The organism is Nocardia sp. NPDC059236 (assembly GCF_042754085.1).
GTDB lineage: Bacteria > Actinomycetota > Actinomycetes > Mycobacteriales > Mycobacteriaceae > Nocardia.
Window position 1 is genome coordinate 42,968 of sequence record NZ_JBHZAF010000004.1, and the last position, 20,622, is coordinate 63,589.

General features: G+C 68.7%; 19 protein-coding genes and 1 tRNA gene. 8 read left to right on the top strand and 12 right to left on the bottom strand.

Annotation, left to right across the window (positions count from 1 at the left end; all coding sequences use genetic code 11):
• Positions 1-15: 15 nt before the first annotated feature.
• From ACFXIV_RS12385 to ACFXIV_RS12405, 5 genes are all read right to left on the bottom strand, one after another.
• Complete coding sequence (locus tag ACFXIV_RS12385) at positions 16-1,566, bottom strand: MFS transporter (protein WP_379399751.1); 1,551 nt, start codon at positions 1,564-1,566, stop codon at positions 16-18.
• A 74-nt stretch (positions 1,567-1,640) separates the two neighbouring features.
• The gene (gene mscL, locus ACFXIV_RS12390; protein WP_379399812.1) at positions 1,641-2,036 is read right to left on the bottom strand and encodes a large conductance mechanosensitive channel protein MscL; all 396 of its coding nucleotides are present in this window, start codon (positions 2,034-2,036) and stop codon (positions 1,641-1,643) included.
• 242 nt (positions 2,037-2,278) lie between these two features.
• Positions 2,279-2,644: a hypothetical protein gene (locus ACFXIV_RS12395; RefSeq protein ID WP_354840665.1), complete on the bottom strand. Its 366-nt coding sequence runs from the start codon at positions 2,642-2,644 to the stop codon at positions 2,279-2,281.
• A gap of 152 nt (positions 2,645-2,796) precedes the next feature.
• A complete protein-coding gene (locus ACFXIV_RS12400) occupies positions 2,797-4,095 on the bottom strand; it encodes a D-arabinono-1,4-lactone oxidase (protein ID WP_379399750.1) in 1,299 nt (432 codons plus the stop codon).
• Positions 4,096-4,128: 33 nt separating this feature from the next.
• Entirely contained in the window at positions 4,129-4,803 is a 675-nt protein-coding gene (locus ACFXIV_RS12405; protein WP_379399749.1) for a TetR/AcrR family transcriptional regulator, read from the bottom strand.
• Positions 4,804-4,921: 118 nt separating this feature from the next.
• Between ACFXIV_RS12405 and ACFXIV_RS12410 the strand changes: the two genes are divergently transcribed.
• Positions 4,922-6,418 carry an MFS transporter gene (locus tag ACFXIV_RS12410; protein ID WP_379399748.1) on the top strand — a complete coding sequence of 499 codons (1,497 nt, stop codon included), beginning with the start codon at positions 4,922-4,924 and terminating at the stop codon, positions 6,416-6,418.
• Positions 6,419-6,486: 68 nt separating this feature from the next.
• Here the strand turns inward: ACFXIV_RS12410 and ACFXIV_RS12415 are convergent, their stop codons facing one another.
• The gene (locus ACFXIV_RS12415; RefSeq protein WP_379399811.1) at positions 6,487-7,677 is read right to left on the bottom strand and encodes a lipase family protein; all 1,191 of its coding nucleotides are present in this window, start codon (positions 7,675-7,677) and stop codon (positions 6,487-6,489) included.
• A gap of 131 nt (positions 7,678-7,808) precedes the next feature.
• On the opposite strand from ACFXIV_RS12415, the gene crcB (ACFXIV_RS12420) reads away from it, so the two are divergent.
• The 6 genes from crcB (ACFXIV_RS12420) to ACFXIV_RS12445 all read left to right on the top strand — a co-directional run bounded on the left by crcB (ACFXIV_RS12420) (position 7,809) and on the right by ACFXIV_RS12445 (position 12,738).
• Positions 7,809-8,240 carry a fluoride efflux transporter CrcB gene (crcB, locus tag ACFXIV_RS12420; RefSeq protein WP_379399747.1) on the top strand — a complete coding sequence of 144 codons (432 nt, stop codon included), beginning with the start codon at positions 7,809-7,811 and terminating at the stop codon, positions 8,238-8,240.
• Positions 8,233-8,577, top strand: a complete 345-nt coding sequence (locus ACFXIV_RS12425; protein WP_379399746.1) for a DUF190 domain-containing protein — start codon at positions 8,233-8,235, stop codon at positions 8,575-8,577. The genes crcB (ACFXIV_RS12420) and ACFXIV_RS12425 overlap by 8 nt, the downstream gene beginning before the upstream one ends.
• The gene (gene crcB, locus ACFXIV_RS12430; protein ID WP_379379169.1) at positions 8,574-8,936 is read left to right on the top strand and encodes a fluoride efflux transporter CrcB; all 363 of its coding nucleotides are present in this window, start codon (positions 8,574-8,576) and stop codon (positions 8,934-8,936) included. Before ACFXIV_RS12425 ends, crcB (ACFXIV_RS12430) begins: the two co-directional genes overlap by 4 nt.
• 47 nt (positions 8,937-8,983) lie before the next feature.
• Positions 8,984-10,624 carry a phosphoglucomutase (alpha-D-glucose-1,6-bisphosphate-dependent) gene (gene pgm, locus ACFXIV_RS12435; RefSeq protein WP_379399745.1) on the top strand — a complete coding sequence of 547 codons (1,641 nt, stop codon included), beginning with the start codon at positions 8,984-8,986 and terminating at the stop codon, positions 10,622-10,624.
• Positions 10,625-10,701: 77 nt separating this feature from the next.
• Complete coding sequence (locus ACFXIV_RS12440) at positions 10,702-11,928, top strand: MFS transporter (RefSeq protein WP_379399744.1); 1,227 nt, start codon at positions 10,702-10,704, stop codon at positions 11,926-11,928.
• 72 nt (positions 11,929-12,000) lie between these two features.
• The gene (locus ACFXIV_RS12445) at positions 12,001-12,738 is read left to right on the top strand and encodes a DsbA family protein (protein WP_379399743.1); all 738 of its coding nucleotides are present in this window, start codon (positions 12,001-12,003) and stop codon (positions 12,736-12,738) included.
• 16 nt (positions 12,739-12,754) lie between these two features.
• Here the strand turns inward: ACFXIV_RS12445 and ACFXIV_RS12450 are convergent, their stop codons facing one another.
• Positions 12,755-13,075, bottom strand: a complete 321-nt coding sequence (locus ACFXIV_RS12450; protein WP_379399742.1) for a hypothetical protein — start codon at positions 13,073-13,075, stop codon at positions 12,755-12,757.
• Between the two features lie 189 nt (positions 13,076-13,264).
• Complete coding sequence (locus ACFXIV_RS12455) at positions 13,265-14,857, bottom strand: DUF222 domain-containing protein (protein WP_379399741.1); 1,593 nt, start codon at positions 14,855-14,857, stop codon at positions 13,265-13,267.
• A gap of 129 nt (positions 14,858-14,986) precedes the next feature.
• On the opposite strand from ACFXIV_RS12455, the gene ACFXIV_RS12460 reads away from it, so the two are divergent.
• Positions 14,987-15,059 (top strand) — tRNA-Ala (locus tag ACFXIV_RS12460).
• Between the two features lie 98 nt (positions 15,060-15,157).
• On the opposite strand, the gene ACFXIV_RS12465 is transcribed toward ACFXIV_RS12460, so the two are convergent.
• The 4 genes from ACFXIV_RS12465 to ACFXIV_RS12480 are packed head-to-tail and all read right to left on the bottom strand — an operon-like array spanning position 15,158 to position 20,602.
• Complete coding sequence (locus tag ACFXIV_RS12465) at positions 15,158-17,353, bottom strand: MMPL family transporter (RefSeq protein ID WP_379399740.1); 2,196 nt, start codon at positions 17,351-17,353, stop codon at positions 15,158-15,160.
• A 5-nt stretch (positions 17,354-17,358) separates the two neighbouring features.
• Complete coding sequence (locus tag ACFXIV_RS12470; RefSeq protein ID WP_379399739.1) at positions 17,359-18,291, bottom strand: SDR family NAD(P)-dependent oxidoreductase; 933 nt, start codon at positions 18,289-18,291, stop codon at positions 17,359-17,361.
• Positions 18,288-18,791: a DUF2505 domain-containing protein gene (locus ACFXIV_RS12475; RefSeq protein ID WP_379399738.1), complete on the bottom strand. Its 504-nt coding sequence runs from the start codon at positions 18,789-18,791 to the stop codon at positions 18,288-18,290. The genes ACFXIV_RS12470 and ACFXIV_RS12475 overlap by 4 nt, the downstream gene beginning before the upstream one ends.
• 2 nt (positions 18,792-18,793) lie before the next feature.
• Positions 18,794-20,602, bottom strand: coding sequence for a BTAD domain-containing putative transcriptional regulator (locus ACFXIV_RS12480; RefSeq protein ID WP_379399737.1), 1,809 nt, complete (start codon positions 20,600-20,602; stop codon positions 18,794-18,796).
• Positions 20,603-20,622 lie beyond the last annotated feature (20 nt).

The following is a 20,622-nucleotide window of genomic DNA, read 5'->3' on the forward strand; positions in this document are numbered from 1 at the left end:
GATACGGCGTGCCGATCAGTGCGCGGCAGTGGCCTTGAAGCCGCGCGGGACCAGGATCACGGTGAGCACCGCGACCGTGCCCACCATGGCGGTCGAGATCCAGGAGGTGGTGGTGAGCGCGGCATCGTAGGCGTGCTGGGCGATGCGCAGCACCTCGTCACCGGTGGGCCCGCCGATCTTCTCGGCGATATGGGCCGCGCCGCCCACCGAGCCGCGCGCCTCGGCCAGATCGTCGCCCTGCAGCGGCAATCCGGTCATGTGGCCGGTGAACAGACGACCGTGAATGCTGCCCAGCAGCGCGACACCCAGGCCGATGCCCAGCTCGTAGTTGGTCTCCTCGACCGCGCCCGCCTGCCCGGCGCGCTCGGCCGGCACTGCCGATACCAGCACCGCGGCCGCGGTGGTGATGGCGATGCCGTCACCGATGCCCAGGCACACCAGCACCAGCGCGACAATCGGATAGGTGGTGTCCGGCACTGCTGCCAGCACCGCGAAACCCCCAGCCAGCGCGCCCAGGGCGACGCCCATCAGCGCGCGCACGCTCACGTGCTGCATGAGCCACGGGGTGGACAGCGAGCCGAACAGGGTGGCCAGCGCCGCGGGCAGCGTGCGCATGCCCGCCCGGGAGGGCGAGTAGCCGTGAATGTATTGCAGCCACAACGAGATCAGGAACAGTGCCGCACCGATGGCCAGCATGGCCAGCAGGGTGGCCAGCGCCGCCGCGGTGAACGCGCGATTGCGGAACAGCCGCACATCCAGCAGCGGATCCGGCGACTTCAGCTGCCGATAGGCGAACAGCCCCAGCAGGATCACCGAGGCGGCCATGATCACCAGATCGATCGGGGCCGGATTGCCCTTGGCCACATGCTTGATCCCCCACGCCAGCGCCACGACGCCCAGCACCGACAGCGCCGCGCTCGCCCAGTCCAGGCTGCCGTGCTGCGGCGCTTGGTATTCCGGCAGCAGCCACAGTCCGGCGGCGACCGTGATGATCACCACCGGCACATTCAGCCAGAAGGCCGCCGACCACCCGAACGCCTCGACCAGGTGGCCGCCGACCAGCGGGCCGATGGCCGCGCCCGCACCGGCCACCGAGGCCCAGATGCCGATGGCCAGCGTGCGTTCCCGGTCATCGGAGAAGATATTGCGGATCAGCGAGAGGGTGGACGGCATCACCATGGCCCCGCCGACGCCCAGCAGTGCGCGGCCCGCGATGAGCTGCGCGGGCGCGTGCGCGGTCGCCGCCACCACCGAGGCCAGGCCGAAAAGCACGAAGCCGGACAGGAACAGCCGCTTGCGGCCGTAGCGGTCGCCGATCGCGCCGCAGGTGATGAGCAGGCCGCCCAGCACCAGGCCGTACAGGTCGACGATCCAGAGCTGTTCCATCGGAGTGGGTGCCATGTGATCGATGAGCGACGGCAGCGCGACATTGAGGATGGTCGCGTCCATCGCCACCAGCAGCAGGCTCGCGCACAGCACGGCGAGCATGGCCCACCGGCTCGCCGGCGCGGGCGCCACCCGGTTCGCCAGATCGTCCGACTGTTCCCGGGGTGGGATGCGGCCCACGTCTTCCGCCTCCTCGGCTAGGCATAGGTCAAGCTGCTGGCAACAACCTGGCTAGCCTACCCGGGGTGCGCGGCTCACTTGTTCGCGTTCTGCTTCGCCAGCAGGTCGCGGATCTCGGTGAGGAGCTCCAGTTCGGTGGGATCGGCCTTCACCGCGGTGGGCTTGCTGAGCCGGTTCTTGATGGTGTTCATCGGGAGGATGAGCACGAAATAGAGGACCGCGGCCACACACAGGAAGTTGATGCCGGCGCTGATGATCGGACCGAGGGCGACGAAGGTGGACGGCTTGTCGGCCAGGAGTTGGAAGCCCAGGCCGTATTCCTTGTTGCCGCCGAGGGTGGCCAGCAGCGGCTCGATCACACCCTTGGTCATCGAGGTCACAATGGCGGTGAAGGCCGTGCCCATGACCACGGCCACCGCGAGATCGATGACATTGCCTCTCATCAGGAAGTCTTTGAAGCCCTTGAGCATGATGCGCGCTTGATCCAATCCGAGACGTTTTCGTTATCTTCTGGATGGGAGTTTAAGGGCTGGTCGCGGTGTGGCGCGCACCTGGCACAGCCCCCTTGACGTGCATCACTCCGGACGGTCGGTCGGGGGATGGCACACAATCGGCAACCCAACGGGGTCGTCCGGAGCGAACGAAGCCGCCGGACGAAAGCGAACAACCCCGGTTCCGGGTCGTGTGGCCCGGAACCGGGGTTGGGTGTGGACTACTTTCCGCCGGCCCTGTTCTTGAGGGCGGTGACGATCTCGTTGACCGCGGCGAGCACGTCCTGGGCGGCGTGGTCGAGGTTGGCGCGCACCGATTCCAGAGTGCTCTGGAGATCCTCGGGAGTGATCTTGTCGGCGAAGGCCTTCGCCATATCGGCGAGATCGGCGGCCGCGCTCTGTGCCCGGTCGGCCAGTTCGGCGGCGGCTCCGCTGGCCCGCTCGGCCAGCGCTCCCGCCGCTGATTCGGCTCGCTCTCTCAGGTCGGAGGCGGTGACCCCGAGGTCGGTGGTCAGATCGTCGGCGGTGGTGCGCAGGTCGTCGGTCAGGCGTTCGACCTTGTCATCGGAGTCGTCATCAGTGGGCATCGTCGTGGTTCCTTACTTCGATCCGCCGCTCAGGCATCGGAACCCTCCCTACGTCGGTCACGCTCGGGCAGTTGCAGCCATCTTTCAGCAACCGATAGTAGTCCTCTTTCGGTGCGCCATCGGCACTCTTTCGGTGCGCGGTGGCCGCACTTTCAGTGCACGGGACCCAGGACGCGCTCGATGTACTCGTTCGTGAAGCGCCCCTTCGGGTCGAAGCGGCGGCGGACCTCGGCGAACCTGTCCCAGTCCGGGTAGCGCTCGCGCAGGGTCTCGGCGGTCTGGAAGTGGCGCTTGCCCCAGTGCGGGCGGCCGTTGTAGCGGTCGAAGACGCGTTCGCAGGCGCGGAAATACGGCTCGTAGTTCATGCCCTGGTACTGGTGCACGGCGATGTAGCAGGTCTCGCGGCCGCCCGCGGGGGAGAGGAAGGCGTCGTCGGGGGCGACCCAGCGCACCTCGATCGGCATCGGGGTGTCGAAATGCTTGGCCACCTCCTTGATCTCGCGGATGGCGTCGGCCGAATGCTCGCGTGGCAGTGCGTATTCCATCTCGGTGAAGCGGAACAGCCGGGGGCTGGCGAAGACCCGGTAGGAGCGCTCGACCTGGCGGCGGTAGCTGCCCGCGTAGGCGGCGCTGCGCTGCACCAGCGGGATCAGGCTCGGGCGGCGGCGGGTGAGCCGGCACAGCGCGTCGAAGGTGTAGTTGGTCATGAGGATGTCGGAGAACCAGTCCACGGCTTTGCCGCGCGGTTGCTCGGGCAGCTCGACCCGGTTGTTGCGCTTGGTCATTGCCAGCGGACTGTGCGCGAACATGTAGAACTCGAAGTGCTCGTTGCCCTCGACGTAGCTGTCGAGATCGGCCAGCACCTCCTCGACCGGCACCGGTCGTTCGATGCCCTCGAGGACGAAGGACGGCACCATCTGCAGGGTCACGGCGGTGACCACGCCCAGCGCGCCCACGTTCACGCGGGCGGCGCGCCAGCCGTCGGGGTCGGTCTGCTCGTTGAGTTCGACCCGGCTGCCGTCGGCGAGCATGAGCTCGACGGAATGCAGTGCGGCCGAAAGGTTCTGCAGCTTCGATCCGGTTCCGTGGGTGCCGGTCGCGGTGGCGCCGGCGATGGACTGCACGTCGATGTCGCCGAGATTGGGGAAGGCCAGGCCCAGCGGGTGCAGCGCATTGCTGGCGGCATTGAGCGTGATGCCGGCTTCCGCCCGGACCAGACCGGATTCGCGGTCGACGTTCAGGATCCGGTCCAGCTTGTTCAGGCGCAGGAGCGTGCCGTCGGTGAGCACGGTCTCGGTGAAGGAATGTCCCGATCCGGCGACCCGGACGGTGTGCCCGTTCGCTTCGGCCTGTGCGAGTACTGCCGCGACGTCCTCGGGCGAGCTCGGTTCGGCGATGGCCGCCGGGGTACAGCTCTGATCCCCGGCCCAGTTCGCCCAAGAATTGGTCATGCGACCAACTTTAAACCGCGAGTGTGATGCGCGCTACCGTTTGCGCGGCGCGTACGCCGCTGCCTTGGCTCGCTCCACCTCGTCCTCGGTGAGCGGCGGCTGGGCCAGCGCCAGGCGGGGCACGCCGTCGCCGCGCACGCCATTGAGAATCAGCGCCATATAGCGCTCCCAGACCTGGGGGTTGACCGGCCGGGCGAATCCGGCGATGCCGTCGACCATGTTCACCATGGCGAAGAAGTCGCCCGCCTCGATATCGGGCTGCAGCGCGCCGGCGTCCCTGGCGCGCTGGATGACCGCCTGCATGCCGGGCCGGATGTGATCCTTCATGGCGCAGAAGCGATCCATGCTGTCGTGCAATTCGAGGATGACCTCGCCGAAGCCGCGGTTGACCGCGACGTGCCGGCACGAGTACTCGAACAGGTCGACCAGGCCCTCCCAGGGGTCCGGATGGTGTAGTGCCACATCCACGGCCCCGGCGAGTTCGGTGACCATCTGGTCGAAGACCTCGGAGATGAGCTCCTGTTTGTTGGCGAAGCGGCGGTAGACGGTGCCGACGCCGACGCCGGCGCGCTCGGCTACATCGTCGAGGGTGACCTCCAGCCCGCGATCGGCGAACAGCTCGCGGGCGGCCGCGATGATGCGCTGCTGATTGCGGGCGGCGTCCGCGCGCAGACGCCGAGGTGGGGGCGCGGTGGTGACGTGATTCACACCCTGATCCTAACAGCAATCGGGATTATCTGGAGGACCAGTCTCCGCTTTGCTGATAGCTTTTACCGGTAAGCGGAGACCGGTTCTCCACTAATCCTAGGGGACGAGGAAAACCACCATGACAACAGCTCTCGAGAAAGAGGTCGCGGCACCGGCCGCCGCGTCGCGGCGCGGATCGCACGCGCTGCGCTGGTGGGTGCTCGCCGTACTCGGCGTCGCCCAGCTGATGGTCGTGCTGGACGCGACCGTCGTGAACATCGCGCTGCCGCACGCGCAGGCCGATCTGGGCTTCTCCAATGGTGATCGGCAGTGGGTCATCACCGGCTACGCGCTCGCCTTCGGCAGCCTCTTGCTGCTGGGCGGACGGCTCTCCGACCTGTTCGGACGGCGCACCACCTTCATCACCGGCCTGGTCGGCTTCGCGGTCGCCTCGGCCGTCGGCGGCGCGGCCGGCAACTTCGAGGTGCTGGTCGGCTCCCGCGTCGCGCAGGGCGTGTTCGCCGCGCTGCTCGCGCCCGCCGCGCTCTCGCTGCTGACCGTCACCTTCACCGAACCCGCCGAGCGCGCAAAGGCTTTCGGCATCTTCGGCGCCATCGCCGGCGCCGGCGGCGCCCTGGGCCTGCTGCTGGGCGGCGCGCTCACCGAGTGGGCTTCGTGGCGCTGGGTGATGTACGTGAACCTGGTCTTCGCGGCCATCGCGCTGGTCGGCGCGGTACTGCTGCTGGCCGGGCACACCGCCACCGAGCGGCCCAAGCTGGATCTGCCCGGCACCCTCGCGGTGACCGCCGCGCTGTTCGCCATCGTCTACGGCTTCTCACACGCCGAGTCGGACGGCTGGACCAATGGCCTGACGCTGTCCTTCCTGATCGGCGGCGTGGTGCTGCTCGGCGTGTTCGCCTGGCTGGAACAGCGGGTCGCGCATCCGCTGCTGCCGCTGCGCGTCGTGCTCGACAAGACCCGCGGCGCGTCCTACGTCACGGTGTTCACCATCGGCATCGGCATGTTCGCCATGTTCCTGTTCCTCACCTACTACATGCAGCAGCAGCTGGGGTACTCGCCGATCCGCACCGGCGTGGCGTTCCTGCCCATGGTCGCCGGCATGGTGGCGGCCTCCACCACCGTGCCCGCCCTGCTGATTCCCCGGGTGGGCCCGAAGGTGACCGTGGTGAGCGGATTCCTGCTCGCCACAGTGGGAATGGTGCTGCTGACCCGCATCGGAGTGGACACCGGCTACGCCAGCCACATCCTGCCCAGCCTGGTCCTGATGGGCCTGGGTCTCGGTATGGCGATGTCGACGGCCTTCAGCGGCGCGACCTCGGGCGTGCAACACAGTGACGCCGGTGTCGCCTCGGCGATGGTGAACACCAGCCAGCAGGTCGGCGGTTCCATCGGCACCGCGCTGCTGAGCACGCTGGCCTCGACGGCCTTCAACAACTACGCGTCGAGCCACGTGCCGCCGTCGGCGGCGGTGCTGGCCGAGGCCGCGGTGAAGAGCTACACCACCACCTTCTGGTGGGCCGCAGCGATCTTCGTGGTCGGCGCGGTGGTCACCGGTCTGATCATGCCCAACAAGGTGCCGGTTCCGGCAGAGGGTGAACCCGTTCTGGCGCACTGAGTTCCGGACGTGGAAGCGGCCCCGCTCACGAAAGTGAGTGGGGCCGCTTCTTTTTCGGCTTACCGCGATCAGCGGCAGTTGGAGGGCGGGGCCAGGCCCGCGAACCGGTCGGACAGGTAGTCCACGGCGGTGGCGGCGCCGACCATGGCGGTGCCATGGTCGGCGCCAGGGATGATGTCGAACTGGACCGGGGTGCCGGCGGCGCAGTAGCGGTCCGCGGTCTCGAGGGCGAGGTCCAGGGGGACCTGGTCGTTGCTGCCGTGCCATTCGTAGAGGGGTTGGCGGATGAGCTCCGGGACGACCTCGAGGGCATTGGCGTGCATGGTGTGGATCAGGTCCGGGTCGTTCTCCTTGCCGGGGTGGAAGACGTCGCCGATGCTGTGGTTCGCGCCGACCGTAATGATGTCGTCCACACAGGAATTGGCGATGCGGTCGCGCATCCAGAAGCCGAAGGGGGTGAGCGAGCTGTCCAGCTGGATCTGGGCGGGGTACTCGCGCTCCATGCCCACTGCCACCGCGAAGCCCAGGCCGAACAGCGGCTGGGGCGTATTGCCCACCTGGATGGCCAGTTTGCCCGGATTGACCGGCACGCCGCCCTCCGCGACGCCGACGATCGGCAGCTCGGGCGCGTAGTTGGGGGCGATGGCGGCCGCGAAACCGGTGGCCATCGCACCGCCGGAGTAACCGGCCAGGCCGACCGGCGAATCACCCAGTCCCGCCGGGGCGAAACGCTCGACGGCGCGAATGCCGTCGAGGGTGATCTGCCCGCCCATGCGGGCCGCGCCGTAGGCGCTGTCGGGGCCGAGGTGATCGGGCACGGCGATCGCCCAGCCGCGCGCCAGCAGCAGCGGGAAAGCGGCAGCCTCCCGCACGCCGCCGTTGAACAGGGCGTGCGACGGCGCGCATTGCATGCCCAGGGAATTCACGAACGGCTGATACGACACCAGCGGTCGCGGGCCGGGGCCCGGGGTGATGAGGGTGGTCACCGCGGCGATGGGCACGCCGGTGGAGTTCGTGGAGCGGAACTTCAGCTGCCACACCGTCGCTCCGGGGAAGGGATGGTTGGGCACCAGGCGAGAATCGAGGACGTCACCGTTATGGGCGGCGTTGAGATTCCCTGTGGCGTAGTAGAACCCGTCCGGGTCGGAAACCGGATAAATCGGCCCGGCCTGGGCCGCGGGGGTGGCAGCCATGGCGGCCACCAGTACCGTGGCGATTCCGAACCCTTGAACCAGCAACTTTCTGATCGACTGCCGCACCGCCAACTTGACTCCTCGAGGCCGATGGGACAACTCCGGGCAAGCGGCACTATCCTCGCAGTTCCGGGCTGCTGTTCGGCTTCACCAACACGCCGAACAGCAATTATTTGGCTAATTGGAGAGGAGGGGCGGTGGCAGCGAGAGTCGCGGGCGTGGACGCCGCCCTGCTCGGTGTCATCGCCCTCGGTGGCGCGATCGGCGCGGAAGCGCGCTACGCCATGAGCCTGTGGGTGCCGCACCACGGCTCGATTCCGTGGCAGACCTTGGCGGTCAACGTGATCGGTTGCTTCCTCATCGGGGTACTGATGGTGTGTATCACCGAGATCTGGGTGGCGCACCGGCTGTTGCGGCCCTTTCTCGGGGTCGGGATTCTCGGCGGATTCACCACCATGTCCACCTACGCGGTGGAAGTTCGTACACTGCTCGAGTCGGGCCGGGTCGGCGCCGGACTGGCCTACCTCGGGGGAACGGTGGTGACAGGACTGATTTCGGTCCTGCTGGGCGTGAGTGCGACACGATGGGTATCGGAGACGGCACGACGATTGGGGGCAGGCGATGAGTGACATGGTTCGGCAGTGGGTACCCGCGTCTCGGCTGACGGTGCTGCTCGGCGAGGACGACACCTATCGGCACCGGCCCCGGTATCACGAGATCGTGCGGCGTGCCCGGGATGCCGGATTGGTCGGGGCCAGTGTGTGGCGCGGCGTCGAGGGTTACGGGGTGTCCTCCCATATCCACACCGCCCGGCTGCTCGATCTGGCCGAGCGGTTGCCGGTGATGGTGATGATCGTCGACGACACCGCACGGCTGCGGGCGTTCGTGGAAAGCAATGCGGACCTGCTGGATTCGGTGACGGTGGCGCTCTCGCCGGTCGAGGTCTTCGCCGGAGTGCGGCGGTGACAGGGCTGCTGGTGATCCTCGGCGCGCTCTTCGGGGCGCCCGTCCGGTATCTGGTGGATCGCGCGGTGGCCTATCGATTCGATAGTGTTCTCCCCCTGGGCACACTGGCGGTGAACATGGGCGGTTCGGCCGTGCTGGGCGCGTTGATCGGTGCGGGAGCGAATCATTGGCTCCTGGCTGCCGTGGGAACGGGGTTCTGCGGCGCGCTGACCACGTTCAGTACGTTCGGGTACGAAACGGTTCGATTGGCCGAGGAGGGCGCTTACAGCTATGCGGTGGCGAACGTCGTGATCGGCGTCGGCGCAAGCCTGGCCGCGGCCTACCTCGGTGCCTTCCTCGGGCAGTGGGTGTGGCCGTGATTCTCATGACCAGCCGGGCCCAGGCGATACGGAAGGGAGGTGCGAGCATGGCCCACGATCGAGCCGGACGACCGGCCCGGGCCACGGACCTCGAGGACATCGCGCACTTGGTGACGGCCTACTACAGCCGGATTCCGGATCCGTCGGATCCGGCGCAGCTGGTGTCCTTCGGCACCTCCGGGCATCGCGGATCGAGCCTGGACTGTGCCTTCAACGAGGCGCACATCCTGGCCATCACCCAGGCGATCGTGGAATACCGTGCCTCGCGCGGCATCACCGGGCCGGTGTATCTGGCACGGGATACGCACGCGCTGTCCGAGCCCGCCTGGACCACCGCGCTGGAGGTGCTGGCCGCCAATGACGTCACCGCCGTCATCGACTCGCGCGACAGGTACACGCCCACACCGGCTTTGAGTCACGCCGTGCTGCGGCACAATCGGGGCGGGACCCGGCACCAGGCCGACGGCATCGTGGTGACGCCCTCGCACAATCCGCCGCGCGACGGCGGGTTCAAATACAACCCGCCGCACGGCGGTCCCGCCGACACCATCGCCACCGATGCCATTGCCGCGCGCGCCAACGAGCTGCTGCGCACCGGGCTCGCCGACGTCAAGCGCACCTCGCTGGCGCAGGCGCTGGCCACCAACGTGGAGCGCTACGACTACCTGGACCGCTACATCTCGGACCTACCCAATGTGCTGAACCTGGACGCCATTCGGGGCGCCGGGATTCGGCTGGGCGCGGACCCCATGGGCGGGGCCTCGGTGGACTACTGGGAGGAGATCGGGCAGCGGTACGACCTCGAGCTCGAGGTGGTGAATCCGTTCGTCGATCCGACCTGGCGATTCATGACGCTGGACTCCGACGGGCGGATCCGGATGGATCCCTCGTCGCGGTACGCCATGGCCTCGCTGGTGGCGATTCGCGATGATTACGACATTTCCACCGGCAACGACGCGGACGCGGACCGGCACGGGATCGTGACTCCCGATGCGGGACTGATGAATCCGAACCACTACCTGGCGGTGGCGATCGAGTACATGATCGCCAATCGGATGGGATGGGACGCGCTCACCAAGATCGGCAAGACGGTGGTGACGTCCTCCATGATCGACCGGGTGGTCGGCGTGCTCGGCCGCGACGTGTACGAGGTGCCGGTCGGGTTCAAGTGGTTCGTGCCCGGATTGTTCAGCGGCAGCCTGGCTTTCGGCGGCGAGGAATCCGCGGGCGCGTCGTTCCTGCGCATGGACGGCACCGTGTGGACCACCGACAAGGACGGCATCCTGCTCGCGCTGCTGGCCGCGGAGATCACCGCCGTCACCGGGCAGAGTCCGTCCACCCGCTACACCGAACTCGAAAAACGCTACGGCTCACCCGCCTACGCCCGTGTCGACGCCACCGCGACCCCGGAACAGAAGACCCGCCTGGCGGCGTTGACGCCCGACATGATCACTGCGACCGAAATCGCCGGCGAACCCATCACCGGCATCCAGACCCGTGCCCGCGGCAATGGCGCGGCCCTCGGCGGCGTCAAGGTCACCACCGAGAACGCCTGGTTCGCCGCCCGCCCGTCGGGCACCGAGGACAAGTACAAGATCTACGCCGAATCCTTCCAGGGGCCGGAGCACCTCGCGCAGGTCCAGGCCGCGGCCGAGGAGATCGTCGGACACGCCCTCACGGGTGAATAGCGCGGCCTTCGGTCAGGTGTGGCGAATGGATGGATCGATGTGTGCGCCGGGCGGATCCGGGTGGGCGGTGCGACGTGGTGAGTGAGGTCGAGGGGCCGGTCGGCGGGCGGCACCGGCTGCCGGTGGAGATCTGGGTGCTGGTGGGGTCGGCGTTCACGATCGCCATCGGGTTCGGGTTGGTGGCGCCGGCGCTGCCGCAGTTCGCGCGGAGTTTCGATGTGGGGGTGGCCGCGGCCTCGTTCATCGTGAGCGCGTTCGCGCTGATGCGGTTGATCTTCGCGCCGCTGGCGGGTCGGCTGCTGCAGAAGCTGGGGGAGCGGCCGGTCTATCTGACCGGGCTGTTGATCGTGGCGGTGTCGACCGGTGCGTGTGCGCTGGCCCAGAGTTATTGGCAGCTGCTGGTATTGCGGTCACTGGGCGGGATCGGGTCGACGATGTTCACGGTGTCCTCGCTGGGGCTGGTCATCCGGATGTCCCCGCCCGCCGAACGAGGCCGGGTGTCGGGGGTGTACTCGACGAGCTTCCTGATCGGCTCGATCAGCGGGCCGCTGGTCGGGGGTGCGCTGTCCTTCCTGGGCCTGCGTGCGCCGTTCCTCATCTACTGCGTGGCGCTGCTGATCGCCAGCCTGATCGTGTATGTGGCGCTGCGGGATTCCCCGCTGGCCCTGCCGGAGAAATCGAACGGCGCGCCCGTGATGACCTTCCGTGAGGGGCTGGCCCGGCCCGCCTACCGGGCCGCGCTGTGGGCCAACTTCGGCAATGGCGCCGCCGTTTTCGGTGTGCGCATGGCGCTGGTGCCGCTCATCGTGGTGGAGGTGCTGAAGCAGGACGCCGCCCTCGCGGGCGTGGCCCTGACCGCCTTCGCCCTCGGCAATGCCTCGGTGCTGTTCCTGTCCGGGCGGTGGTCGGACACGGTGGGCCGCAAGCCCTTCCTCATCGCAGGAACCCTGGTCTGCGCAGTCGGCACCGCGGGCATCGGCCTGGCCCCCACCCTCGTCTGGCTTCTGGTCGCCTCCTGCGTGGCGGGCATCGGCTCCGGCATGTTCACCCCCGCCCTGCAAGCGGCGGTCGCCGACATCATCGGCCCCGGCACCCGCGGCGGCCCGGTCCTCGCGGGCTACCAGATGTCCGCCGACCTGGGCACCTTCCTGGGCCCCTACGCGATCGGCATGCTCGCCGACCGCGTCTCCTACGGCGTGGCCCTCGGTGTGACCGGCGCCCTACTGGCCTCGGCATCGGCGGTCTGGCTGCTGGTACCGGAAACCCTCCGCCGAAGAGAACCCGCCGCATCCACCGCCGCCTAGCGGGCCGGCCGCAGATTTTGGTGGGGCGGGGTGGGTGTTGCTCGGGTGGGGGCGTCGGGCAGAGTGTTGCGGGTGAGCAAACCGACTTCGAAGCACACACCGCGGCCGGTCTCGAGCAAGACCACCTACGCGCTGGCCGGGCTGGCCGTTGTCGTGGTCGTGGTGATCGTGGCGGCCCTCTACCTGTGGAATCGCGGCGGCGGGGACGAGGTGCGCAACGACGGGTACGGTCCGGTGCACGATCCTGCGGTGTCGGTGGCGCTGGATTCCGACGGAGCCATTGTGCTGGGCAAGCCCAATGCGAAAACCATTGACATCTATGAGGATCCGCTGTGCCCGGCGTGTGGTCAGCTGGAGAAGATCTACGGGCAGGAGATCGCCCAGCAGGTCGACCTCGGCAAGATCGCGGTGCGGTACCGCCTGGTGAACTTCCTCGACCCGCGGTCGGGCAGCAAGGACTACTCCACCCGCGCGGTGGCCGCCAACGAGTGCGTCGCCCAGGCCGGTGACGGTCCGGTCTACTCGAAGTTCCACTCGCTGCTGTTCACCACCAAGCAGCCCGCCGAGGGCGGTTCCGACCACGACAACAAGGAACTGGCCGCCATCGCCAAGGAGGCGGGCGCCGGTGACGATGTCGCCAAGTGCATCACCTCCGGCGACCGCGCCGACACCGGCCGCGCCCACGCCGAAGCCGCGCTGAAGGCCCTCAACGACGCCCTCAACAATCGCGCCGCCACCCCGTCGGTCTTCATCGACGGCAAGAAGGTCGACGTGAACAACAAGAACTGGGTCCTCGACGCCGCGAAATAGGCTGGGCGATAAGGCTTCAGGCGTCGAGGACGGGCCGGCGCAGGCAACCTGTGTAGGTGGCTGCCCGGCCCAGCGCGTCCTCGGCGGCATCGAGTTCGATCAGGGCCTCGTCGAACACCTCGGCGGCGCCGGCGACGCAGTAGGCCGGGGTGGTGAGTGCGCCGGTGCCCGGCGTATCGAGCAGCAGGCCGGAGTCGGGGAGATCGCGGTAGGCGGCGGTCAGGTCCGCCAGGTCCGCGCGGAGGGTCTGCAGCCGATCCTGCAGTAGCTGCCGCCGCTGCTCCAGCAACAGCGGGTCCCGCAGGTCGGCTTCCTGGCTCGATTCGTGGTCGCTCATGCGACCAGCATGCCGTGGTGGGCCAGAACATGCAGTGGTGCACAGGAATTCGGATGTTCTTGTGCACCACCGCATGCCGGGCGGAATGGGTGGGGTGCGGCCCTCGGGGGAACGGAGAAGTGAGCCGCACCCCGGGGAGGGAGCCGGGCTGGGGACTCGGCTCCGTGGTCGGGGAGGGGATCTTGCAGGTCAGCGCGATGCGGCTCGGCTGGGGGTTTCGGGGATGTCGTTGTCCGGGGTGGCGCGGGACAGCTGGGGGTGGATGAGGATGTGGGATTCCATCGGGTAGGCCAGGTCCTGGGTGAAAGCTGCTCCAGCCGTGGCGGTTTCGATGGGGTCGGGAACGACGCGCAGGGGGTGTGGCCTGGCGGGTGCGTCGATATCGGTGTGCGGGAACAGGTAGCGCGCACCTTCGCGCACGGTTTCGTGCGACTCGCCACTGGGGTCGATCCAGCGCATGCGATCGGTGTCCGAGAGATAGACGCGCCAGGGGTGTTTTCCCCTGTCGGCCAGTAACTTCAGCCGATGGTGATGGGTGCACAGGACGGCGCGGTAGGCGGGATTCGGGCCCGTGGCGCCGCGCGAGGGATGCGGCTCGAACTGGACCAGAGTGGTTTCCGCCGCGGGCATGGTGCAGCCGGGGAAGCGGCACAGGCCATCGACGGCGCGGACCTCACGGGGTGGCGCGCTCGAAAAAGCTCTTACCGCCACGGGTTTCGAATCCAGAGCGGTCATGGCGCGTTCCCAGGGAGCTTGCCGGACCGTATTGGTCCGTGACTCCGGCCTGTGCGAGGTGCGGGGGCCCGGCGCGCCGGCCGGTTCGGCGCGCTGAGGGGCCGCTCCGTCCGTCGCGTTCGTCTCCTGGGCGGCCTCGTTCGGGAAGTACTCCGGAATCACCTGGAAACGTGCGTGTTCGGCAAGGGTGCGCGCGAGGGCGCCGTCGATCGGGCCGTAGCCGGCGAGGAAGGCCGGATCGTCGCGCAGTCCGAGCAGGGTTTCGGCGGAGACCCCGACCTGGATGAGCGGGCGGCGGGGCGTGGTGGGGGCGTCGGCCTTGGGGCAGTCGAGTCCCCGGCCGCAGCCGCAGCGCAGGCGGCCGGAGCCGTCGGCGAGCGCGACCAGCGCGTCGGTGCGGCGCTGGGACATGGTGCGGGGATCGGCCTCACAGACCTGGAGGCTCATTTCGCGTAGCCGCATGGCGAGCGCCTGGGCTCCGGCGGCGGGCAGCAGGCCGTCGAATACGGCCATGCCGTCCTGCACCGCGCGAATGCGGACGTCGCGGTCCTGCTCGCGCTCCTCGCGGCGGCGGGTCTCACCCTCGGGGTCCAGGCGGGTGACCCAGCGCTGGGCGGTCTGGCGTAATCGGGCCGGATCCGAGCGTAGCGCCGCCTCGATCAGCTTGGGCTCCAGCACTTCTCGCACCTCGTGCGGCAGGCCGCGCAGACTGTCCGCGATCACCTGCACCCGCGACAGGTCGATCCGCCCGGCCGCGAAGGCGTGCTTGGTCTGCGGTAGGGAATCCAGCGCCAACCCGATATCGATGAGGGCCGCCGCCACCGCCTCCGATACGTGCACCGCCACGGCGATCTCCGCCGCGGCGAACTCCCCGGCACGCACCCCGCCCGCTCCCGGCGCGGCATTCCCGGCCCGATGCCGGCGATACACCTCCCGCACCGCTGTGATTTCCGCCGCCTGTGCGAACGCCGCCGCCCCGTGTGCCCGCCGCAGCGCGTCGATCAGCTCTTCTTCGCCCATCGCCTCCACCTCTCGGCTATCGAACATGCGTTCGAGACTACATCGATAAGATCGCCGCCGCCAGCCTCTGTACAGGCGATTTGGTTTGTTCGACACCAGTCGTGTAACTTCGTTCAAGCAAGCAGGGCAACGCCCGGCTGGCAGAGAAGTGAACACGGGGCTATGGCGCAGCTGGTAGCGCACCACACTGGCAGTGTGGGGGTCAGGGGTTCGAGTCCCCTTAGCTCCACAGAACGACAGAGCCGCAGGTCATCGACCTGCGGCTCTGTCGCTTTTCCTGCGATGCATGAATCCGGGGCGCAGGCTCGGACAGCGCCGCCTGGCCGATTACAACACCTGCGGGCTGCAGGCCACTTCGGCTGGTTCCGGATGCCGCCGGCCCGGAGCCCACCAGTTGAGGCGGCCCATGGTCTGCATGAGGGCTGGGACCAGGATGGTGCGGATGATCGTTGCGTCGACCAGTACGGCCAGGGTGAGTCCCAGGCCGAAGAGCTGGACGAAGGACACCCCGGAGAACGCCATGCCGACGAAGGCGATGGCCAGCAGGGCCGCCGCGGCCGTGAATATCCTTGCGGTGCGGGCGATTCCGACGGCGACGGCGCGACCGGTTGCGCCGGAGGCGAGATACTCCTCCCGAATGCGTGACAGCAGGAACACCTCGTAGTCCATGGATACGCCGAATGCCAGGCAGAACATCAGGATCGGCATGGTCGGGACCAGATAGCCGGTCGAGGTGAATCCCAGTACGCCCGAGAGGTGTCCGTCCTGGAAGATCCACACCATCGCGCCGAAGGTGGCCGTCAGCGACAGCACCGTCAGCGCCAGTGCCTTGATCGGTAGCACCACACTGCGGGTGAACATCAGCAGCACCAGGAACATCGACACCGCGATGATGCTCAGCGCCAGGGGAACTCGCCGGGCCAGGGTGGACACCGAGTCGGCATTGCGGGCCGCCGGTCCGCCGAAGAGCACCCGGCCCGGGGCGGGGACCGCGCGCAGGCGGTCGAGTTGAGTGGTCGCCGCCGTGGAATAGGGGTCGAGGCGGGTGCCGATCCGCAGATACGTGCCCGCGTCCCCGGCCAGCGCGGATTGCGGTCCGGCCACCTGGAATCCGCCGGCGTAGGCCCCGGCGCTGGACAGTACCGACGTGACATCGGGAATCTGGGACAGCGTCTTCGCGTAGTCGCCGACCGCCGCGGTGCCACCATGATCGTCGGGCAGGATCGCCAGGATGCCCGCGGTCAGGTTCTCGGAGAAGCCGGACCGGGAGGCGTCGCCGACATCGCGGCTGGAGCCGGCGGCGAGCACCCGATCGTCGGCCCAGCCGAAACGCACGGTGAGGAACGGTGATCCGAGCAGCAGCAGGACCGCCACCACGGCGGTGATCCACAGCACGGGACGGCGCATCACACCCATGGCGAAGCGGTACCAGCGGTCGTCTTCGACGGGAACGGGTACGGGGTCGGGGCGTCCGAGACGGCGGCGCAGGAACCGCCGCACATCCCAGGCGTCGACCCGGGAACCCATGAGCGCCAGGGCCGCGGGGAGCACCAGCAGCGTGGTGAACACCGCCGCCGCGAGCACGGCCAGCCCGGCGTAGGCGAACGAGCGCAGGAAGTACAGCGGGAACACCAGCAGCGCGGACAGCGACAGGGCCACGGTCAGACCGGAATACAACACGGTGCGCCCGGCTGTGCGCACCGTGCGAACCACGGCCTCGGCGGTGTCTGCGCCCGCCGCGATCTCCTCCCGGAACCGGCTCACCATGAACAGGCTGGAGTCGAGCGCCACCGCGAACCCGAGCGCGGTGGTCATGTTCAACGCGAAGATCGAGACATGCCCGACGGCGGCCAGCCCGCGCAGGACCGCCAGCGCGGCGCCGATGGTCACCACACCCACCAGCAGCGGCAGCATGGAGGCGATCAGGCTGCCGAACACCAGCACCAGGGCGATACCGGCCAGCGGGACGGCAATCGATTCGATGAGCACCAGATCGAGGGTCACCTGGCGGCTCATCTGGGCGAGCGCGACCGCTTCACCGCCCGCCCGGATCTCGACCCCGTCGCGGGTGCCGTTGTACTTCTCGGCGATGGCGTCGGCCACCTTGGGTGCGGCGGTGTCATCGCCGCGCGCGAAGGCCACGATGACGGCGCTGTGCTGATTCTTGCTGCGCAAGGCCGGCCGCATCTCGGTCGCGACGCTCCAATATGACTGCACGCCTTGCAGATCCGAATCGGCGCGCAGTTCATCGGTGAGTTGCTTTCCCACGGTGGTGGCGGCCGGACCGTCGATGCCGTCGGGCGCGGTGAGCAGTAGCACGACGTTCGGCGCGGCACCCGGGAAATGCTGTTCGAGATACTGGTCCACCCAGGTGGATTCGGAGTCGGGCGCCTGAAAGCCACCGGACTGCAGGTGCATCGGCGCGGACCAGCCGACGGCGTAGCAGAGCACGGCGGCCAGCCCCGCCACCGCCAGCACGGCCCGCGCGCGGTGCTGGGCGAAGAGCGCGATTCGAGTCAGCATCGGGCTCAACGCCGTTCGGCGGGCGGCACGTGTCGCCCGGCCCGGACCAGATCTTCGGAGACCCGCCAGAGTTCGGCGGCTCGCTCCTCGTCGTAGGACTCCGGTGCGCTGGGCACCTCCGCCGCCCCCGTGAAGTATTTACCGGTGGTGTCGGCGAGTTCGGGTGCGGTGACCAGCCAGGCGAGGTCCGCCGCCGACCGTGTGACGGTGCGGGCGATGGGCATGACCCGAATGAGAACCGGTGCGAGGAACCGGAATCCGATACGCGCAACAGTCGGGTAGCCGCGCGACAGCCCGGTCTGCGGCATCAGCCCGGGATCGAAGGCATTGGCCGTGACACCCCGGTCGCGCCAACGCCGAGCGAGCTCATGGGTGAAGTAGACATTGGCGAGTTTGCTGGTGGCATAACGGATTCGGCCGTCCGCCCCCGAGTCCCGCTGGTCGTTCCCGTCGGCCAGCTCCCGGGGGTGACGCCATTGCGGCGCGGGGAAGCCCATGGACTTGCGCGGCCCCTGGTGCACATCGCTGGACACCACGACGACCCGCGCGCCCGGCGCGAGTAGATCGGCGCACCCGGTGACGAGCGCGAAATGCCCGAGGTGATTGACCGCGAAGGTGAGTTCATAGCCGTCCTGGGAGGTCCGCACGCGGTCCACGATCTGGAGGCCGGCATTGCACACCACCGCGCCCAGCCGCGGATTCTTCCGGCGGCGCAGTTCCGCCACGGCCGCGTCGACCGAATCGAGCGAGGCCAGCTCCAGTTCGACCAGTTCGATCCTGGCATCGGGCGCGAGCGTGCGGATCTGCTGAACCGCTGCCTCGGCCCGCTGCGGGTCACGGCATCCGAGGATCAGCGGAATACCCTCGGCGGCCAGACATTTCGCGGTCTCCAGACCGAGGCCCGAGGTCGCCCCGGTAATCAGCACGGGGTCGTTCATTCCGCGTTCTCCAGCCACTTCATCGTGAATTCGTCGATGGCGGCGGCGGTGTTCGCGAAGGTCTTGCTCATATCGGCCTCGATCAGCCTGCCGATCAGGGGAACTCGCGCCTCGATCGAGCCCGACATGGTGAACTCGCAACCGATCTCCGTGCGGCGCACCACCAGATCGGCGGTGAGCGAGATGGTCATGCCTTCCACCTGCCCCTGCATCCGTCCCCGGGCCACGCCGTCCTCGGGTTCGTGCCACGACTCGCTGTAGCGGTAGCGCACCCCGTGGGGCCGGAAGGTCGCGGCCGGACCGGGCAGCGCCGAAGCGGGGATGACGGTGTTCACGGTGACCATTGCCAGGCCGCCCGCCGCATCGAAGGCAGCCAATTCCGCATCGGGACCGTCGATTTCGTGAATACGCTGGTCCCAATACTCGCGGGAGCCGAGGACGCGATGGAACAGGGTGTCCGGGTACGGGTAGGGGGTGGTGTGTTGCACGGAACGCGACATGATCAGTCTCCGAGGTTCTTGGCATAGATGCGGTGGATGTCGAGCATTCGGTAGCGGGTGCGGTCGGCATCGTCGCGACCGACCTCGGACAGCAGGTAGGCGTCGACGAGCCGGTCCAGGGCGTCCTCCACCTGATCGACGCGCAGATCGGCCAATGCCGGTGCGGTGAACTCGGTTCCGGCCGGTATCCGGCGACCGAGCTCCCGGAACAGTCCGGCGGCGGTGGGGTCGAGCCGGTCGAAGGTGAGATCGAGGCTCGCGCGCATGTCCAGCGCCTGATACGACACCACTTCGAGGCGGCGCTGTTCATCGCTGATCCGCGCGAGCATGTGGGCGAAGGTCCAATGGGGCCGCGTCGTCATGCGGCAGGCGACGGCGCGCAAGGCCAGCGGAATGCCGGAGCAGTGGTCGGCGACCGTCCCGGCGTCCTCCCATTCGGGCAGCACGCGGGCGCGCCCGACGGTGGCGACCAGCATCTGCAGCCCCTGGGTGCGGGACAGCTCGTGCAGGACGAAGGTGCGAACGGTGGTGAGCCCCAGGGCGAATCGGCTGGTGATCAGGGCGGTGCCGACCCCGCCCGGGGGCAGCAGCGGGATGACCTGGGATTCGGTGGCGGCATTGTCCAGAATGACGAGCACCCGCCGATGCGCCAGCCGCGCCCGGTACAGATTGACCCGCTCGGCCAGGGACTTCGGCATGGCGTCGGCCGGTATGCCCAGCGCCGTGAGCAGCCGTCCGAGCACCGTCTCCGGGGTGGTGCACGGCCCCTCGGCGAGGTCGGCGTACAGCAGTCCTTCGGGAAAGCGGTCGCGCAGGCAGTCCGCCGCCTGCAGGACCAGCGCCGTTTTGCCGACCCCCGCGCCGCCGGTCACCAGCACCGGCCGCGGTGCGGGATCGTCGGTCAGCATGCCGGTGAGCGTCGCCAATTCGGTGTCCCGGCCGCTGAATCCGAGCGGAGCCAGCGGCAGCGTATCGGGCGCGACGGCCAGGCCGTGCGGCCGGAGCCCACCGGATTCGGCGCGCACGGTGAGCGGCGGGTAGGCCGGTGCGTCCAGCTCGGGCAGGTCGCCGCGCAGGATGCGGCTGTGCAGATCCCGCATCCCCGGACTCGGGTCCGCGCCCAGTTCGTCGGCGATGAGCCGGCGCGCCAGCTCGTACTGCCGCAGCGCCTGGGCGGTCTCGCCATTGAGGAAGTAGGCGCGAATCAGCCGCTCCTGCAACCCCTCCACCAGCGGATCCTCGAGCAGCGTGGTGTGCAGCCGGTTGATGACGAGCGAGTGATTGCCGCGCCGGATCTCCGCGTCGGCCCAGTCCGCGGTCACCTCGTGCTTGAGCCGGTGCAGGGATTCGCTGAGCCGCCGGGCCCATTCGCTGTCCAGACCCGTCATGGCACTGCCGTTCCACAGGTTCAGCCCGGCCGACAGCCGCTCGACCCGATCGGGATCGTCGATGTCGGTGGCGCGGGCCCGGTCGACCAGATCCATGAAGTGCCACAGGTCGACCGATTCCGGCGGGGTGGAGAGCATGTAGCCGCCGGGGCCGCGGTGCACCTGGACCGGGTCCGCGCCGGTGCCGGAGGTGGCCTCGGTGAGCAGACCGCGCAGCCGGGCGACGTAGGTGTAGACGGCGTCGCGCGCGGCGGCCGGCGGGGAGTCGCCCCAGACCCGGTCGATCAGGGTGTCGATCGACAGCGGCCGGCCCGAATCCACCAGCAGCGCGGCCATCAGGCTGCACTGCCGGGGCGGACCCAGGTCCACGATCTTGCCGTGCACGTGCAGCTGCACGGGCCCGAGGAGTTTGAACTGAATCATTGCCACGCCTTCGTTTCCCG

What these genes read in the sequence shown, in the direction of transcription:
- ACFXIV_RS12450 (WP_379399742.1), bottom strand. Translation starts at nt 13,075, where the DNA reads ATGAGCGACCACGAATCGAGCCAGGAAGCCGACCTGCGGGACCCGCTG.
- ACFXIV_RS12400 (WP_379399750.1), bottom strand. Translation starts at nt 4,095, where the DNA reads ATGACCAATTCTTGGGCGAACTGGGCCGGGGATCAGAGCTGTACCCCG.
- ACFXIV_RS12480 (WP_379399737.1), bottom strand. Translation starts at nt 20,602, where the DNA reads ATGATTCAGTTCAAACTCCTCGGGCCCGTGCAGCTGCACGTGCACGGC.
- ACFXIV_RS12395 (WP_354840665.1), bottom strand. Translation starts at nt 2,644, where the DNA reads ATGCCCACTGATGACGACTCCGATGACAAGGTCGAACGCCTGACCGAC.
- ACFXIV_RS12470 (WP_379399739.1), bottom strand. Translation starts at nt 18,291, where the DNA reads ATGAACGACCCCGTGCTGATTACCGGGGCGACCTCGGGCCTCGGTCTG.
- ACFXIV_RS12455 (WP_379399741.1), bottom strand. Translation starts at nt 14,857, where the DNA reads ATGTTCGATAGCCGAGAGGTGGAGGCGATGGGCGAAGAAGAGCTGATC.
- pgm (WP_379399745.1), top strand. Translation starts at nt 8,984, where the DNA reads ATGGCCCACGATCGAGCCGGACGACCGGCCCGGGCCACGGACCTCGAG.
- ACFXIV_RS12475 (WP_379399738.1), bottom strand. Translation starts at nt 18,791, where the DNA reads ATGTCGCGTTCCGTGCAACACACCACCCCCTACCCGTACCCGGACACC.
- ACFXIV_RS12410 (WP_379399748.1), top strand. Translation starts at nt 4,922, where the DNA reads ATGACAACAGCTCTCGAGAAAGAGGTCGCGGCACCGGCCGCCGCGTCG.
- ACFXIV_RS12465 (WP_379399740.1), bottom strand. Translation starts at nt 17,353, where the DNA reads ATGCTGACTCGAATCGCGCTCTTCGCCCAGCACCGCGCGCGGGCCGTG.
- ACFXIV_RS12425 (WP_379399746.1), top strand. Translation starts at nt 8,233, where the DNA reads ATGAGTGACATGGTTCGGCAGTGGGTACCCGCGTCTCGGCTGACGGTG.
- mscL (WP_379399812.1), bottom strand. Translation starts at nt 2,036, where the DNA reads ATGCTCAAGGGCTTCAAAGACTTCCTGATGAGAGGCAATGTCATCGAT.